We start from the raw sequence: 15729 nt of genomic DNA on the forward strand, positions 1-15729 counted from the left end.
CGGCGAGCGAGGAGAAGACACCATGGGACTGAACCAGTCCATAGGAACCGCGGCCACCCAACTGGGGCGGCTGCGCGGGGCGGCCCGTCAAGCCGCGTCCGAGATCGGCACGTTGGGCAAGTCGACCGGGACCGCCGCGAGGTCGGTCGGCAGCCTCGGCCGGCCGGCCGGCACCACCGCCACCGCCGTCGGCAAGCTCGGCACGTCCTCCGGGACCGCCGCCACCGCCGTGGGACGGCTGCGCACCTCCGCCAACAACAGCGGCGGCGCCGTACGCCAACTGAACACCGGCCTGCGGACCGCCGACGGATCCCTCTCCAAGGCCCGCAAGGGAAGCGACGGCTTCAAGAAGGCCCTGGACGGGCTGCGCGGCGCCGCCAACCGCACCAAGACCGCCCTGCGCGACGTGCAGCGCCAGGCCGACGCCGTGGAGAAGTCCGTCGGCAAGGCCGGCAAGAACGCCGACAAGGGCGGCAAGTCCATGGGCGGGCTCGGCAAGGGCCTCAAGGGCGCGAGCGTGGCCCAGAAGGGGCTGAACCTCGCCATGGCGGCCAGCCCGTTCGGGCTGATCATGACCCTGGCCGCCCCGCTGATCGCCCAGTTCGTCAACATGGACAAGGTCACCGCCGCCCTCAAGCGGGGCATGACCGCCGCCTGGAGCGGCATCAAGTCCGGCACCCGTTCGGCCGTCGACTTCATCAAGCCGCTGGTCAAGGGCCTCGGCAATCTCATCCTGGCGCCCATCCAAGGGCTGGCGGGCGCCCTGAACGGGGTGTTCGGCGTCCTCGCCGGGATCAAGATCTCCATCCCCAGCTGGGTGCCGAAGTGGGGCGGCAAGTCCTTCGGGTTCCCGCGCCTGCACGTGCCCGTCCCGCACCTCGCCCAGGGCGGCGTCGTGCGGGCGCGGAGCGGCGGCACCCTCGCCCTCGTCGGTGAGGCCGGCGAGTCCGAGGCCGTCATCCCGCTCTCCCGCCTGGAGAGCATGATCGGCCGCGGCGGCGGCAACACCGCCGCCCTGCGCCGCCTCGCCGACGTCATGGAGCGGCTCGCCGAGCGGCCCGTGCACGTCGACGTCGACTCGCAGACCATCGCCCGCGCCGTCTTCGCCGGGCAGCGCGCCCTCGCCCGCAGGTAACCGCGCGGCACGCCGCCGACCCGTACGCCGTATGCGGCACGCCGTAGGCCGCCCGTACGCCGTATGCGCTGGTTCGTGCGCGCCGTACGCCGCGCATCACATAGAACAGGAGGAGTTCATGGCCAGGAACCTGTGGATCGGAGCCCCCGGCCGGCTCCGGGAAATACGTCAGGCGGCGAAGAGCTGGGAGCGCACCGCCGAGCTGAACGTCACCGAGTTCAAGGCGCTCGAAGGGCGCGTCACCACCTTCGCCCCCACCCGCACCACCCGCCGCCTGAAGTTCTCCTTCGACTGGCTGGAGCCCGGCGACGCCCGGCACCTGGACCGCCTCGCCCGCCGCGTCGGCACCGGCCGGGGCCCGCTCGTCGTGCTCGACCCCGCCGCCGTCAACCTCCTCGACCCCCATCAGGCGGCCGGCCAGTCGGACAGCCCCGGCGGCCGGGACCACTGGTTCACCATGAACGGCGCCGTCGCGCTCGCCCGCGACGCCGAGGACCTCACCACCGCCGACTGCCAGGACCCGGCCGCCGCCATCGGCTGGGTGCACGGCACCTGGGCGGGCTGGCCGGTGGTGCCCGGCATGCGGGTGTCCTGGCTCCTGCCGGCCGGCTGGGACCCGGCCACCGCGACCGCCCAGCTGGACTGGAAGGCGGCGGACGGGACGTATCTGAGCACCGCCCACGCCTCCGGGACCTCCGTCACCGGCACCGCCCCGGCGGGCGCCGCCTTCGCGACCCCGGTCGGGCGCCCCGGCGCCACCGGTCTGTTCGGGCTCGCGGGCGCCTGCCTCACCCTCGACGAGGAGCCGGGCACCGACCCGGGCACGGGGCCCGGCGCCCACCTCCTCGGCGACGGCTGCCCGGCCATGTCCGTCACCGCGTACAGCGACGTCCCGGCGGCCCGCCTGCCGTACCGCAACGTCAGCGTCGACCTCGTGGAGGTGCGCCGTGCAGCCTTCTGACGAGGCCCTCGACCACGCCCTGTCCGCCCCCGAGCGCGTCCCCGCCCACTCCACCCGCCTCGGCGGCGAGGAGCTGGGCGGCCAGGTCCAGTCGTGGAAGGTCGAGCGCGCCTACGCCACCGACCTCCCCGAAGCGATGCGGGCCTTCTCCGGCAGCGCGTCCGCCCAGCTCGAAGTGCAGCTGGGCGGCGCCGACGGCGTCCCCGCGCCACGGCTGTACTCGGCCTGGGCGAACCGGGCCACGGGCGACGTCGTACGCCCCGGCCAGTCGGTCGTCCACCGGGCGGGGGCCGCCGGGCGCACCCTGCCCGCCTTCCGCGGCACGGTCCGCTCGCGCGGCGCGGCCTCCGGCAGCGACACCGTCACCGTGCAGGCCCTGGACGGGGCCGAGCGGCTGCGCGGTCCCGCCTCGCTGCCCCGGCCCTACCACGGCTACCTCTACGGCCGCCCGGTGGCCACCGCCACCTGGTGCGTGGACGAACTCCTGCGCCAGGGCGGCATCCACACCTGCCCGCCCCCGCGCGCCCCGCTGGTCGACAAGGACGACACGGCGGACGAGAAGCCGTTCACCGTGCTCTACGCCTCGCTCCACGGCGGCTTCAACTCCACCTACGGCCAGCCGGAGGAGGTGCCGAGCCCGTCCGCGTACGACTGGATCCAGGAGGGCGCGCCCTTCGAGCTCGCGCTGATGCCGAAGGCCACCGGGCTCACCGCCTCCTGGATGCCGCGCTCGCGGTTCGTCATGCCCGGCAAGGTCTTCCTGGTGGAGTGCTGGGTCAACACGGCCCTCACGCGCGGCAATCTGATCGAGATGTCGGCGGTGTTCGACCAGAGCGGCACCAAGACCGGTTACATCAAGGCGTCGTTCGACATCGCCACGGGCGTCGTCGGCATCACCTCGGGCACCACGGGCGTCGCCGCCCCCACGGTCACCTGGGGCATCGACAAGCTGGCCTCGCTGCGCGGGAACTGGCACCTCGGTTTCCTGGTCGACACCTCCTCGACCGGCACGGTCGTCGCCCCGACCGTGCAGCCGCGCCTCACCGCCCCCGACGGCTCGCTGCGCGTGGGCGGCAAGTACACGTTCACCCAGGAGTCGGCGTTCCAGCCCACCTCGGAGCTGAACCGGATCGACCTGACCACCGACATGGCCGTCGAGTGCCTCCAGGTCACCGACCGGGTGTGGACGGACACGGCGAGCTATCCGGACCAGGAGTGGGAGCCGAAGGGGTGGTGGGTGAAGGGCGGGGTCCTCGACCTGCCCGAACTGCCGCTGTACGACATCCCCAAGGTGTCCGGCTCGCAGTGGGACGTGATCACCGAGATCGCCCGGGCCAGCATGTCCACCGCCGAATTCGACGAACAGGGCGTCTTCCGCTGGCGCGGCCCCTCCCGGTTCACCACGGTGCCGACCGTCCCCGACCTCACCGTCACCACGAACCGGGACATCGCCTCGCTCACGGTCACCGAGGAGATCGACGCCTGCCGCAACCACTGCGAACAGCCCTACCAGGACTGGACCGGCATCAAGGCGCTGCGCGGCGAGGCGGTGGACGACACGGTGGTGCGGGAGATCAAGCCGAACACCGCCGTCGTCGTGCAGTACGCCATGGCCGAGGACGAGAACGACGTCGGACCGCTCCTGGTCGTGGACGACTCCGTCAGCTACGACGGCCACGGCGTGCGGTTCGGCACGGCGAAGACCGGTGGCACCGCCGTCAAGGGCAAGGTGTCGGTGAGCTGCTGGCGGGAGGGGCCGACCTACTTCGTACGGTTCTCCAACCGCGGTACGACCAGCGTGTGGACGGTCACCAAGGACGGCAAGCCGTCCGTGCGCGTCCTGCCCCTGAAGCGGTCGGCCGATCCCAGGCAGCGGTCCTACGCCCGCTGGAACACCACCAGCCAGGAGCACTACGGCAAGCAGCAGTACACGGCGCCCGCCACCGACTGGGTGCAGACGTCCACGGGCGCCGCCGCCCTGTCGAACGCCATGCTCGCCGCCGGCCGCTACCCCGTGCCGCTCCTCGGCGAGGTGGAGATCCTGCACGACCCGCGCGTCCAGCTCGGCGACGTGGTGCGGGTGCGCGACTTCGCGGGCGCCGAACTGGACACCCTCGCCTGGGTGGTGGGCATCCGCACCACGTGCGCCGCGGGCAGCGCCCCGCAGCAGACCCTCACCCTGCGCGGCACCGCGTACAACGGCGCGCCCGCCGACGACGGGCTCACCCCCGACGGTCCGGTGGACCCCGCCCACGGCACGCAGCGGACGTACCAGCGGCTCACCGCCCAGTACGCGACGCTCGACGCCCTCACCACGGCGGCGCTCAGCTACCGGACGCTCCTGACGACGACGGGGGCCACGACATGAACGGGAGCCTCGCCATGAACGGGAGCCTCGCCATGAATGAGGAGGGGAGCCTCCGCATGAACGAGGACGGCCCCGACGAGGCCGGGACGGCCGGCACGTACGTGCCGCCGCCCGGGCCCGTGCAGATCGACGACCCCCTCGTGGCGGCCGACGACGAGGGCATGGACCCGAACGAGACGCTGCCGCCGCCGCTCGACGGCTGAGCCCGCCGCGCCACCCCCGCCCCCCGGGCCCGTGCCCGCACCCGTGCCCCGCCCCAAGGAGAAATCGAACTCATGGTCGCTCTCACCCCGCTCGGCAGCCTGCCCTACCCGCAGCCCGCCGACAACGCCAACATCCCCGTCCACCTCCAGTCCCTCGCCGAGGCCGTCGACGGCCGCACCGTGCTGCGCTTCGCCGACGCCGCGGCCCGCGACGCGAAGGTGAGCGACCCGATCCCCGGCATGCTCACCTGGCTCAACAACCCGGGCCGCTACTACCACTTCACCGCCGCCCGGCAGTGGGCGCCGCTCGTGCCCGGCCCGGTGCACTGGTTCAGCAACCTCAGCGGTACGACGACCTCGACCGCGTACGTCGAGACCCTCACCGGCGTCACCGAGCCGTTCGCCGTCACCTTCCTCGCCCCGCCGTCCGGCATCGCGCTCCTGACGGTCGGCGCCCGCATCAACAACAGCGCGGCGGGCCTGGCGCACTTCTCGGCCTCCGTGAAGCAGGGCACCAGGGTCGTCTTCGCCGCGGCCGACAACCGCGCGGCCGTCGTCGGCGGCACCAACCCGGTCTCGGCGAGCAGCCAGTTCCCGCTCTCCGGCCTCACCGCGGGCGCCGCCTACACCGTGACCGGCGCCTACCGCACCACCGCCGCCACCGCCACCTTCACCAACCGCTTCCTGACCCTCACCGGCCTGAACTGACACACCCGAGGAGGCCCCCATGGCCACACCTCTGACCCCCGACGCCCTCGTCCGCGCCCTGCGCGGCGAGGGCGTCCGCGTGAGAGAACACGGCGACTGGAGGACGCACAACCGCAACCACAAGGGCCCCTGGGGGCCGGTGCACGGCGTCATGCTGCACCACACCGCCGGCCGCGACAGCCTCGCCGTCTGCCGGCACGGCCTGCCCGACCTGCCCGGCCCGCTGTGCGTCGGCCTGATCACCAAGGACGGCACGCTCCACCTGGTCGGATACGGCCGCACCAACCACGCCGGCAACGGCTCCAGCGCGGTGCTCGACGCGGTCCGCACCTCGAAGGCACCACCGTCCCGGCCCGGCCCCGACGCGGTGGACGGCAACGCCCGCTTCTACGGCTTCGAGATCGAGAACCTCGGCACCGGCCGCGACCCCTACCCCGCCGCCCAGCTCGACGCGGTGGAGCGCCTGTCGGCGGCCGTGTGCCGGGCGCACGGCTGGACCGGGGCGAGCGTGATCGCCCACAAGGAGTGGACCCGCAGGAAGATCGACCCGTCCTTCTCCATGCCGGTGATGCGCGGCCGGGTCGCCGCCCGGCTCGGCTCCGGGCCGCCGGGCGACCACACCCCCTCCCCCACGTACGCGCCGTTCCCCGGCGCGGCGTTCTTCACGGTCGGCCGGCGCGACGCGCTGTGCGCGGCGGTCGGCCGCCGCCTGGTCGAGGAGGGCTGCGGACGGTACGAGATCGGGCCCGGGCCCGTGTGGACCGAGGCCGACCGGGCCTCGTACGCCGCCTGGCAGCACAAGCTCGGCTACCGGGGCGGCGCGGCCGACGGGGTGCCGGGGCGGGCCAGCTGGGACCGCCTGCGCGTACCGCGGCCCTGACGGCGGCCGACTCCTGCAAGAAGCACTGCGGAGCACTGAGGAGCACCGAGGAGAACCCAGGAGAACCGAGGAGAACCATGGAGAAAGACACCACGCGCAGAGCGCTGCGCACCGCCGTACAGGCGCTGTTCACGCTGCTCGCCGCCCTGCCGCTGCTCGCGGCGGACCCGGGCATCGCCGACGTACCGGTGCTCGCGGCCCTCGTCGCCTTCGCCACCGGGCTGAGCCGGCTGATGTCGGTACCGGCCGTCGAGGCGCTGCTGCCCCCGTGGCTGCGCGGGCAGGCGGGCGAGGGGGCGGACGATGGCGGTTGAGACGGGCAGCGTCCCCCTGGAGCTGGAGCGGCTGAGGCGCTCCGTGGACGTGGGGTTCGCGACCACGCGCGGGGATCTGGCGCTCCTGTTGCAGCGGGCCGACCAGACCGACAAGACCCTCTCGGAACACGAGGACCGCCTCGGCGCCCTGGAACGCAGCCGCTGGCCGCTGCCGTCCCTGGCCGCCATCACGTCGTGCACGGCGCTTGCGGTCACGCTCTGGCAGACCGGCGGCAGATAGCACACCGCCCTCCCGGCGGACCGGACCGCTCGCACGGTCCGGTCCGCCGGTCGACGTGTGGTGCGTGCAAGGTACGCGGTCACACCTCCACGAGCAGTTCCTGGAAGCCGCGGATCACGAAGTTCGGTCTGCGGACCGGTTCCGCGGCGAGGCGCAGGGTGGGGGCCCGGCGCAGCAGGGCCCGGGCCGAGGCGGTGAGTTCCAGGCGGGCCAGGGGGGCGCCGAGGCAGTAGTGGACGCCCGCGCCGAAGGAGATGTGGGGGTTGTCGCGGCGGGCCAGGTCCAGTTCGGCGGGGCGGGTGAAGACGGCCGGGTCGCGGTTGGCGGAGCCGAAGAGGAGCGCCAGCTCGCTGCCGCGCGGGATGCGCACCCCGCCGATCTCGATGTCGTCCAGGACCCAGCGCTCGAACAGCTGGAGCGGGGTGTCGTGGCGCAGCAGCTCCTCGATGGCCGTGGGCAGCAGGCCGTCCGGGTCGGCGCGCAGCTCGGCGAGCCGGTCGGGGTGGCGCAGCAGCGCGTGCCAGCCGTTGACCGTGGCGTTGACGGTCGCCTCGTGGCCCGCGTTCAGGAGCAGCACGCAGGTGGAGATCATCTCCTGTTCGCCGAGCGACCGGCCGTCCTCGTGGGCCGCGATCAGCCCCGAGATCAGGTCGTCCCCCGGGTTCTCGCGGCGGGCGGCGATCAACTCCCGCAGGTAGGCGGAGAATTCGAGGGAGGCGGCGACCGCCTTGGCCGCCGTCTCCTCGGAGGGGCGCAGCTCGTACATCCCGCAGATCGCGGCCGACCAGGGCCGCAGCAGATGCCGGTCGCTCTCCGGGACGCCCAGCAGCTGGGCGATGACCGCGACCGGCAGCGGCTCGGCGACCTTCGCGGCGAGGTCGCCGCCCCCCTCGGCCACCAGCTCGCGCACCAGCTCGTCGGCCAGCTCCTCGATGTAGGGGCGCAGCCGCTCGACCGTGCGGGGCGTGAAGGCCTTGGCGACCAGGCGGCGGATGCGGGGGTGCGCGGGCGCCTCCAGGTCGAGGATGCCGTTGTCGTTCAGGACGTGGAACGGCTCGTGCTCGGGCGGCGGGGCGGCGCGGCCGAACTCCTCGTGGGTGAAGCGGTGCAGGTACGTCCGGCCCAGGCGCCGGTCGCGCAGCAGGGCCGAGACGTCCGCGTGGTGCGGGATCAGCCATTGGTCGGTCGGCGCGCAGTAGAGGGCCCGGCCGGCCGCGCGCAGTTCGGCGTAGGCCGGCCAGGGGTCCGCGATGAACTCCGGCGAGGAGGGCGCGAAGACGGCGGTGACGTCCATGGCCCGACGCTACGGCCTGCGGCCCGCACGCGAAACACCGCGTGCGCCTGGGCGGCGGGCCTGGGCGGCGGCGTCTGTGCAGCGGTGCTCGCGAAGCCGGCGCGGCCGGACCGGGGAGAGGCGACCTGCGGGTCGCGTCGTGGCTGGTCGCGCAGTTCCCCGCGCCCCTTACGGGGCCCGGCCGACGACGCCCCGCCCCGTTGCCGGGGCGGTCTCAGCCCGGGGTGACCAGCCGCGCCTCGTACGCGAAGACCGCCGCCTGCGTCCGGTCCCGCAGCCCCAGCTTCACCAGGACCCGGCTGACGTGCGTCTTGATCGTGGACTCCGCGACCACCAGGCGCGAGGCGATCTCCGCGTTCGACAACCCCTGCGCGATCAGCACCAGGACCTCCGTCTCGCGCTCGGTCAGCTCGCCGTACTGCTGCGCCTGGACCGCCGCCGAAAGGCGCGGCGTCTGCGCCATCTTGGAGAACTCGGTGATCAGGCGGCGCGTGACGGTCGGCGCCAGGAGCGCCTCACCGGAGGCCACCACCCGTACGCCGTCGGCCAGTTGGCGCGCCGAGGCGTCCTTGAGGAGGAAACCGGAGGCTCCCGCGCGCAGCGCCTGGTACACGTACTCGTCCAGGTCGAACGTCGTCAGGACGAGCACCTTCGACGTGCCCTCGGCCGCGACGATCTCCCGGGTCGCGTCGATGCCGTTCAGCTCGGGCATGCGGATGTCCATCAGGACGACGTCGGGGGCCAGTTCGCGCACCCGCTCGACCGCCTCGCGGCCGTTGACCGCCTCCCCGACGACCTCGATGTCGGGCATGGCGCCCAGCAGGACGGAGAAACCCTCGCGGACCATCATCTGGTCGTCCGCGATGAGCACGCGGATCGTCATGCGCTCCCCTCCTTCGCCGCCTCGGGCCGGTCGGCCAAGGGCACCGGCAGGAAGACGGTGACCTCGTACCCGCCCTCGGCCGTCGCCTCCGCCGTCATCTCGCCGTTCAGCATGGTGACGCGCTCGCGCATGCCGGTGATGCCGTGGCCGGCCCCCGGGGACGGCTTGACCAGGCCGGTCGCCGGGCCGTTGACGACGCGCAGACCGAGGCCGCCGAGGACGTAGCCGACCTCGACGCGGGCCGGGGCGCCGGGCGCGTGGCGCAGGCTGTTGCTCAGGGCCTCCTGCACGATGCGGTACGCCGAGAGCTCCACGCCCTGCGGCAGTTCCCGCACCGCCCCGGTGATCACCTTGTCGACGCTCAGGCCCGCGTCCCGGACGTTGTCCAGGAGGCGGTCGAGGTCGGCGAGGGTGGGCTGCGGGGCGTCCGGCGCCTCGTAGTCCTCCGCCCGTACGACACCGAGGAGGCGGCGCAGCTCGGTCAGCGCCGCCACCGCGTTCTCCCGGATCGTCGCGAACGCCTGCTCCAGCTCGGGCGGCGGGTCCTGCACGCGGTAGGGGGCGGCCTCCGCCTGGATGGCGACCACCGACATGTGGTGCGCGACCACGTCGTGCAGCTCGCGGGCGATGGTGGTGCGCTCCTCCAGGAGCGTGCGCTTGCCGCGCTCGATGGCGGTGACGGTGCGCTGCACCGTGACCTCGCGCTGGGCCTCGCTGCGCACATGGGCGAGGGTGGTGACGAGCAGCGCGAGCGCCGAGCAGAACAGCATCGCCGGGGCGTCGGACCCGGCGTAGCCGTTGGCGCCGAAGTCCAGCAGGGCCTCGGCGGCCAGGGCGTACGCCGCCGTGGCGAGCCACATCCACAGGGCGGTGCGCGGGCGGGTGCGGGCGGCGACCACGACCATCACCACGATGTGCGCGAAGAAGGCCTCGGGCGTCCACGGCCAGCCGTCCCAGGTGTTCCCGAACGCCGCGGTGACCAGCGTCGACGCCAGCGACACCCAGAACGCGCCGACCGGCCTGACCAGCGTCATCAGGACGGCTGCCGCGGGGATCAGGCTGACGGCCACATAGGGGGCACCACCGCCGCCGAGGGCCATCCGGTAGGAGATGAACATGGTGATCAGGGCCGCGCCCACCACCAGGGCGTGACGGCTCCAGACGGCGTACGGGCGTATCCGCTCCGGGAGCAGGCGGGCCGCCCCGCCGCCCACCGGCCTCGGGGGCAGCAGCCGGTAGGCGAAGGCGTCACGGCACAGTGCCTCGCGCAGGCCGCCGAGGACCTCCCGCGCGAAATGGAACTCCGGGCTCTTGGGGCCCTGGCCCCTGAGCTGCTCAGTCGTATCGGTCACGGTGACGACGGTACGGGGGCGCCGGGCCCGGGTCGTCCACAGCGAGAGGGGTTCCGCGGGGTCCGTCGCAGGTACTACACGCGGGCCCTGCGCGCCGCCCCGAGGCCCCCGAGGCCCCGCTCTCACCGGTGCCCGGAAGGCCGCACCACCCCGGACTCGTAGGCGAAGACCGCCGCCTGGGTGCGGTCCCGCAGGCCCAGCTTCACCAGGATGCGGCCCACGTGCGTCTTCACCGTCTGCTCGGCGACCACCAGCTCCGCCGCTATCTCCGCGTTCGACAGGCCCCGCGCGATCAGGGCGAGGACCTCCGTCTCGCGCCCGGTCAGCTCGCCGACGCGGGACCTGAGGGGCCCGCGCCCGCCGCCGTCCAGACGGGAGAACTCCGCGATCAGGCGCCGGGTGATGCCGGGCGCGAGCAGCGCGTCCCCGGCGGCCACCACCCGCACGGCCTCGGCGAGCTGGTCCGCGGAGGCGTCCTTCAGCAGGAAACCGGACGCGCCCGCGCGCAGCGCCTCGTACACGTACTCGTCCAGGTCGAACGTCGTCAGGACCAGGACGCGCACCTCGGGCAGCGCGGCCGTGATGCGGCGGGTGGCCTCGATGCCGCTCAGCTCGGGCATGCGGATGTCCATCAGGACCACGTCGGGCGTCAGCTCGCCGACCTGGGCGACCGCGTCCCGCCCGTCGACCGCCTGGCCGATCACCTCGATGTCCGGCTCCGCGTTCAGCAGGACCGTGAAGCCCTGTCTGACCATGATCTGGTCGTCGGCGATCAGTACCCGGATCGTGTCCCTCACTGGCTCTCCCCGTTCGTCGGCGAAACGTTCGTCGGCAAGAAGGCGGACACCTCGTAGCCGCCGTCCGGCAGGGGGCCGGCGGCGAGGTCACCGCCCAGCATCGCGGCCCGCTCCCGCATGCCGAGCAGCCCGTGCCCGGCGCCCGGCGAGGGCGGGACCCGCTCCCGCGCGGCGGTGTTGGTGACGCGCACGCGCAGGCCGGCCCCGCCGTGCGCGAGGGCTATGCGCACCGTCGACCCCGGCGCGTGCCGGATGGCGTTGCTCAGCGCCTCCTGCACGATGCGGTACGCCGACAGGTCCACGCCGGGCGGCAGCGGCCGCCGCTCCCCGCCGGCCGGAAAGCCGCCGTGGACGGTCAGTCCGGCCATCCGGGCGTTGTCGAGGAGGCCGTCGAGCCGGTCCAGGGTGGGCAGGGGGGCCTGCGGGGCGCCGTCGGGGTCCTCGGGGTCCTCCGAGCGCAGCACTCCGAGGACCCTACGCAGCTCGGTGAGGGCCTCCAGGGCGTTCTCCCGGATGCCTTGGAGGTTCTCCCGCAGCTCGTCGGGCGGGTCCTTGACCAGGTGCGGGGCGACCTGCGCCTGGATGGAGATCACGGACATGTGGTGGGCGACCACGTCGTGCAGCTCGCGGGCGATGCGGCTGCGCTCCTCCAGCAGCGTGCGCCGGGCGCGCTCCTCGGCGGTGAGCGTCGTCTGCCGGACGAGCTGGCTGCGGGTCTCGCGGCGGCCGCGCAGCAGCGTGCCGATCAGCGTGACGGCCCCGAAGACGAGCGCCGAGAGCGGCACCGTCGTGTCGTACGGCCCCGGCCTGATCGTCTGTTGCAGCAGGAACGGCACCCCGACACCGAGGACGTACGCCGCCCAGGCGGCCCTGGCCGGCAGCCGCAGCGCGAGCAGCAGGGTCACGGCGGCGTGCGCGATGAACGAGGGCGGCGACCACGGCCAGGGTTCACCGCCCTGATCGGGCGGGACGGTCCCGGCGGCGGTGAACACCCCATGCCCGGAGGGGATGCGCGCCGCCGCGGCGACGAACACGTTCACCCCGAGCGACAGCCACCACGCGGCGGCCGGCCGCGACAGGGCCAGCAGCAGGGCCGCGGCCTGCGCCAGGCTCAGGAACCAGCCGAGCACGTAGCCGAGTCGGTAGACCTGCGCCAGCTGGTCGACGTTGTTGACGGTCGTGGCGAGGGTGATCCCGAGGACCACGAGGTGCGGGGCCCAGCGCAGCCGCCGGGGCCTGCCGAGCGGCGGCAGCGGCAGGAGGGCCGCGTTCCACAGCTCCCCGCGCAGCCCACGCAGCCCGCGCAGACCGCCGGTCAGGAACCGGTCGGCCCGCTCTCCGTCGCCACCCCCGCGGCCCGCACCGTCCACAAGATCAACCCTAGTCATGCCGCACCCCCTCGCCCCGCGCCGCCCCCGCCCCGCGGCGCACGCGCACCACCCGGGAGCCTCCCCCGCCGCGCCGCGGACCCCCGCGCTCCTGCGTGCGGAACGCCGCCCAGCAGACCCCGAGGGCCAGCGCGAACACCGGCAGCCAGGCCAGGCGGGCGAGCACCCAGCCGAGCCCGTCCGGCACCGTGTGCAGTCCCGGCAGCGGTCGGCCGGCGAGCAGGCCGAGCGCGGTCACCGCCATCAGGGCCGTCTGGTGCCAGAGGAACACCGTCATCGCCGAGAGGTTGGCGAGGGCCACCGCCGCCCAGGCGAGGGGCGCGCGCGTCCACCGCCGCAACGGCTCCCGCAGCAGCAGCGCGAGCCCGCACTGGGCGAGGCCGAAGGTGACGACGGCCAGGGTGGGCGGATCGAGGTTCGACACCGCCGCCCCGGGGACGCCGACCATCGAGGCGGGATAGCCGCCCCACAGGACCAGTACGGCGGTGGCCGCCGCGCCGCCCACGAGCAGCACCCGCCCGCAGACGCGCGTCAGCCCGCCCCGCGCCCAGGCCGTGCCGAGGGTGTAGGGCACGAGCCAGCCCGCCGCCACGTTGATCCAGCCGAGCCAGGCCGGGCCCCCGAAACCGAACCGCAGCAGATCCACGTGGAGGACGACGGCCAGCGGCCACAGCGGGTTGAGCCGCGCCACCAGCGGGGTCACCGCGGTGAGCGCGGCGAGGACCAGCAGGAACCACAGCGGGGAGAGCGCCAGTTTCAGCAGGGTGTGCACCGTGTCCGGGTCCGTGCCCGTCAGGAGGAGGGCGCACGCGGTGGCGGCCCAGACCGCGAGCACGGCGGCGACGGGCCGGAAGAGACGGCCGAGCCGGGCCGCGAGCCACGGGAGGTGGCCGATGCCCCGCGCCCGCGCCGACGCGTGGCTCTTCGCCGCCACCTGGCCGCCCACCAGGAAGAACACGGCCAGCGTCTGGAAGGCCCAGGAGATCGGGGCGAGCCACGGCAGGTGCCGCAGCGGGCTCTCCCCGTGCAGGGCTCCGCCGTCCCACACCAGCGCCGTGACCAGCCAGTGGCCGCCCACCACACCGAGGATGGCCAGGGCCCGCAGGGCGTCGACGGCGCGGTCCCGCCCGGGAGGCGTACCGGCCTCGATCCGCCGCACCAGGTCACGCATGGCCGGCCTCCGGGGCGTCCCCGCGCACTATCCGGGCGAGGTTGCGCAGCGACACGGAGCCCGGTCTGAGGTAGTCGCTGTGGCCGCCGTCCCCGGCCGGGAAGACGCGGGCCCCGAAGTCGGCGGAGAGCGGGTCGGTGCCGAAGCCGACCGTGGTGCCGAACAGGTCGGCGCTGGTGTGCGGCACCTCGGCGATCCAGTCGTCCGCGCCGCGGCCGGCCCAGATCCGGGCCCTCGTGTTCAGGTCGGCGGCCCGGTCGACGCCGGTGCCGGGGCTGCCGTAGAGCGCGATGTCGGCGACGTCCAGGGGGCGCGACCCCGAGGCGGCGCTCGCGCACACCACCGAGCCGTAGGAGTGGCAGAGCAGGGACACCCGCGCACGGGCGTTGACGCCGCGCAGGTCGGCGACGAAGGAGCGCAGCGCGGGCGCCGCGCCGTCCGCGCGGCCCGTGGTCAGCACGGCGGGGCTGACCGTGCCCGGCGTCTCGTAGCCGAGCCAGGCCACCACCGCCGTGCCCGCGCCCAGTTCGCGGTGCAGGGCGAGCGCGCCGGCGCGCAGCCTGCCGTAGGTGTCGAGGGAGGTGTCGGAGCCCGGCACCAGGACGGCGACGCGCCCGGCGTCCGCCAGGTCGCCGAAGACCTCGGCGGTGCGGCCCGCGCCCCGCCCGTCGAAGGCGAGGAAGTGCCGGCCGGGCGCGGCCATGGCGCGCAGTCCGGCGGCCCGCTCCCGCGCGCCGTACCGCTCGGCCATGCGGGCGGCCTCGGCGGCGTTCGCCCTGTTCGCCTCGTATGCGGCGGGCAGTTCCCGGGCCGTGACGTGGCCGAGGGCGGCGGGCGCGGGGGCCGGGATCTCGGGGCGGGCGGCGCCCGACAGCGGGAACACCACCGCCGCGGTGACCCCGGCCGCCAGCAGAGTGCGGCGCAGCCGCCCGGCACTGATCCTCATCGCGCTTCCCTTCCACCGCGCGGGCCGGTGCTCCGACTCGCGTCCATGGAAGGGAAGTTAGGGACCGGGCTCTGTCACCCGCATCACACCGGGGTACGCACCCGCCGCGTAGCTCTCAGGTATGACGGGTATTCCCCGGGCCGCCGCGCGGGGCCCGTTCAGAACGCCAGCTGCGCGATCTCCTCCGCGACCACCGCGCACGCGTCCGCCGCCGGATCGATCAGCGGGAAGTGGCCCACGTCCGCGAGGAGGGTGAGGCCCACGACCTCGCCCGCCGCGGCCGCCGCGTCCGCGTACGCCTCGGCCACGGCCTGCGGCACCACGATGTCGTCGCGGCCCTGCACGAGGGCGGTGGCGATGCCCGTCGGGAGCAGCGAGGCGGGATCGGCGTAGGGCAACCGGTCCGCGAACCTGGCGCTGCCGCCCAGGAGTTGGGCGCAGGCGCCGCCGCACACGTCCAGTTCCTCGGCGGCCGTGAAGTCCGCGATGGGCGCGAGCGCGACGACGCCACGCAGCGGGGCGGGCCGCTCGGTGCGCCAGGGCGCGTCGGCGGGCAGCAGGTGCCGGGCGGCCGCCCACAGCGCGAGGTGGCCGCCGGCGGAGTGCCCGGTGACGACCGTGCGGCGCGGGTCGGCCGACGGCAGGGCCTCGCGTACGAGCGGGAAGAGGGCGTCGAAGGCGGCGGCCACGTCGTCGAAGGTCTCCGGCCAGCGCCCGGCCACCGGGGCCGTGCCGCCCTGGGCCGGGATGGGGCTGCCCCTGCGGTACTCGACGTTGGCCACCGCGAAGCCCCGGCGCGCCAGGAAGTCCGCGAACGGCGTCAGATGCCACCGGTCGTACGGCGCGCGCCAGGCGCCGCCGTGCAGGGTGACGACCAGCGGCGCGGGCCGGGGGGTGGCGCCCCGGGGCGCGTAGAAGTCGATGACCTGGTCGGGGTGCGCGCCGTAGGCGGCGGTGGCGTCCGGCTCCACGGCGGGGTGCGAGAAGGCGGCTTCGGCCTCGGCGGCATCGCGGGCCACGGCGGCGTCGTCCGGCATGCGGCAACCTCTCAACGGCAGTGCGGCTGGCGGGCGTCCCGTCCCCCCGGG

At 74.6% G+C, this 15729-nt stretch carries 16 protein-coding genes; 8 read left to right on the forward strand and 8 right to left on the reverse strand.

The annotated features are described in order from the left end of the window. The first annotated feature begins 22 nt into the window (after positions 1-22). From ABZ385_RS03845 to ABZ385_RS03880, 8 genes are all read left to right on the forward strand, one after another. On the forward strand, positions 23-1135 hold the full coding sequence (locus ABZ385_RS03845; RefSeq protein WP_358909547.1) for a hypothetical protein: 1113 nt from the start codon (positions 23-25) through the stop codon (positions 1133-1135). 118 nt (positions 1136-1253) lie between these two features. After that, complete coding sequence (locus ABZ385_RS03850) at positions 1254-2096, forward strand: hypothetical protein (RefSeq protein WP_358909549.1); 843 nt, start codon at positions 1254-1256, stop codon at positions 2094-2096. Further along, on the forward strand, positions 2083-4464 hold the full coding sequence (locus tag ABZ385_RS03855; protein WP_358909551.1) for a hypothetical protein: 2382 nt from the start codon (positions 2083-2085) through the stop codon (positions 4462-4464). The genes ABZ385_RS03850 and ABZ385_RS03855 overlap by 14 nt, the downstream gene beginning before the upstream one ends. A gap of 56 nt (positions 4465-4520) precedes the next feature. After that, a complete protein-coding gene (locus tag ABZ385_RS03860; protein ID WP_358909553.1) occupies positions 4521-4667 on the forward strand; it encodes a hypothetical protein in 147 nt (48 codons plus the stop codon). A 72-nt stretch (positions 4668-4739) separates the two neighbouring features. Further along, positions 4740-5375 (forward strand): hypothetical protein, encoded by a 636-nt coding sequence (locus ABZ385_RS03865; protein WP_358587664.1) that lies wholly within the window; start codon positions 4740-4742, stop codon positions 5373-5375. Between the two features lie 19 nt (positions 5376-5394). Then, positions 5395-6255 (forward strand): peptidoglycan-binding protein, encoded by an 861-nt coding sequence (locus tag ABZ385_RS03870; RefSeq protein WP_358909555.1) that lies wholly within the window; start codon positions 5395-5397, stop codon positions 6253-6255. A 77-nt stretch (positions 6256-6332) separates the two neighbouring features. After that, entirely contained in the window at positions 6333-6569 is a 237-nt protein-coding gene (locus ABZ385_RS03875) for a hypothetical protein (RefSeq protein ID WP_358587670.1), read from the forward strand. Beyond that, a complete protein-coding gene (locus ABZ385_RS03880) occupies positions 6559-6810 on the forward strand; it encodes a hypothetical protein (RefSeq protein WP_358587672.1) in 252 nt (83 codons plus the stop codon). Before ABZ385_RS03875 ends, ABZ385_RS03880 begins: the two co-directional genes overlap by 11 nt. 79 nt (positions 6811-6889) lie before the next feature. Here ABZ385_RS03880 and ABZ385_RS03885 read toward each other — a convergent pair whose 3' ends face one another. The 8 genes from ABZ385_RS03885 to ABZ385_RS03920 all read right to left on the reverse strand — a co-directional run bounded on the left by ABZ385_RS03885 (position 6890) and on the right by ABZ385_RS03920 (position 15678). Then, positions 6890-8104, reverse strand: a complete 1215-nt coding sequence (locus ABZ385_RS03885) for a cytochrome P450 (protein ID WP_358909556.1) — start codon at positions 8102-8104, stop codon at positions 6890-6892. A 214-nt stretch (positions 8105-8318) separates the two neighbouring features. After that, positions 8319-8987, reverse strand: coding sequence for a response regulator transcription factor (locus tag ABZ385_RS03890; RefSeq protein ID WP_358583651.1), 669 nt, complete (start codon positions 8985-8987; stop codon positions 8319-8321). Next, complete coding sequence (locus ABZ385_RS03895) at positions 8984-10339, reverse strand: histidine kinase (protein WP_358909558.1); 1356 nt, start codon at positions 10337-10339, stop codon at positions 8984-8986. The genes ABZ385_RS03890 and ABZ385_RS03895 overlap by 4 nt, the downstream gene beginning before the upstream one ends. A gap of 122 nt (positions 10340-10461) precedes the next feature. Continuing rightward, positions 10462-11136, reverse strand: coding sequence for a response regulator transcription factor (locus tag ABZ385_RS03900; protein ID WP_358583647.1), 675 nt, complete (start codon positions 11134-11136; stop codon positions 10462-10464). Beyond that, positions 11133-12524, reverse strand: coding sequence for a sensor histidine kinase (locus ABZ385_RS03905; protein ID WP_358909560.1), 1392 nt, complete (start codon positions 12522-12524; stop codon positions 11133-11135). Before ABZ385_RS03905 ends, ABZ385_RS03900 begins: the two co-directional genes overlap by 4 nt. Next, positions 12517-13695, reverse strand: a complete 1179-nt coding sequence (locus tag ABZ385_RS03910) for an acyltransferase (protein ID WP_358909562.1) — start codon at positions 13693-13695, stop codon at positions 12517-12519. Before ABZ385_RS03910 ends, ABZ385_RS03905 begins: the two co-directional genes overlap by 8 nt. Further along, on the reverse strand, positions 13688-14641 hold the full coding sequence (locus tag ABZ385_RS03915; RefSeq protein WP_358909564.1) for an alpha/beta hydrolase: 954 nt from the start codon (positions 14639-14641) through the stop codon (positions 13688-13690). Before ABZ385_RS03915 ends, ABZ385_RS03910 begins: the two co-directional genes overlap by 8 nt. A gap of 158 nt (positions 14642-14799) precedes the next feature. Further along, positions 14800-15678: an alpha/beta hydrolase gene (locus ABZ385_RS03920; protein WP_358909566.1), complete on the reverse strand. Its 879-nt coding sequence runs from the start codon at positions 15676-15678 to the stop codon at positions 14800-14802. Positions 15679-15729 lie beyond the last annotated feature (51 nt).

Source organism: Streptomyces sp. NPDC005898, from assembly GCF_040629635.1.
In the GTDB taxonomy this organism is placed as follows: Bacteria; Actinomycetota; Actinomycetes; order Streptomycetales; family Streptomycetaceae; genus Streptomyces.

Bases quoted from the DNA above. Each gene is read 5' to 3' on its own strand.
- ABZ385_RS03920 (WP_358909566.1), bottom strand. From the start codon at position 15,678: ATGCCGGACGACGCCGCCGTGGCCCGCGATGCCGCCGAGGCCGAAGCC.
- ABZ385_RS03885 (WP_358909556.1), bottom strand. From the start codon at position 8,104: ATGGACGTCACCGCCGTCTTCGCGCCCTCCTCGCCGGAGTTCATCGCG.
- ABZ385_RS03845 (WP_358909547.1), top strand. From the start codon at position 23: ATGGGACTGAACCAGTCCATAGGAACCGCGGCCACCCAACTGGGGCGG.
- ABZ385_RS03880 (WP_358587672.1), top strand. From the start codon at position 6,559: ATGGCGGTTGAGACGGGCAGCGTCCCCCTGGAGCTGGAGCGGCTGAGG.
- ABZ385_RS03875 (WP_358587670.1), top strand. From the start codon at position 6,333: ATGGAGAAAGACACCACGCGCAGAGCGCTGCGCACCGCCGTACAGGCG.
- ABZ385_RS03850 (WP_358909549.1), top strand. From the start codon at position 1,254: ATGGCCAGGAACCTGTGGATCGGAGCCCCCGGCCGGCTCCGGGAAATA.
- ABZ385_RS03890 (WP_358583651.1), bottom strand. From the start codon at position 8,987: ATGACGATCCGCGTGCTCATCGCGGACGACCAGATGATGGTCCGCGAG.
- ABZ385_RS03860 (WP_358909553.1), top strand. From the start codon at position 4,521: ATGAACGAGGACGGCCCCGACGAGGCCGGGACGGCCGGCACGTACGTG.
- ABZ385_RS03910 (WP_358909562.1), bottom strand. From the start codon at position 13,695: ATGCGTGACCTGGTGCGGCGGATCGAGGCCGGTACGCCTCCCGGGCGG.
- ABZ385_RS03870 (WP_358909555.1), top strand. From the start codon at position 5,395: ATGGCCACACCTCTGACCCCCGACGCCCTCGTCCGCGCCCTGCGCGGC.
- ABZ385_RS03905 (WP_358909560.1), bottom strand. From the start codon at position 12,524: ATGACTAGGGTTGATCTTGTGGACGGTGCGGGCCGCGGGGGTGGCGAC.
- ABZ385_RS03865 (WP_358587664.1), top strand. From the start codon at position 4,740: ATGGTCGCTCTCACCCCGCTCGGCAGCCTGCCCTACCCGCAGCCCGCC.
- ABZ385_RS03915 (WP_358909564.1), bottom strand. From the start codon at position 14,641: ATGAGGATCAGTGCCGGGCGGCTGCGCCGCACTCTGCTGGCGGCCGGG.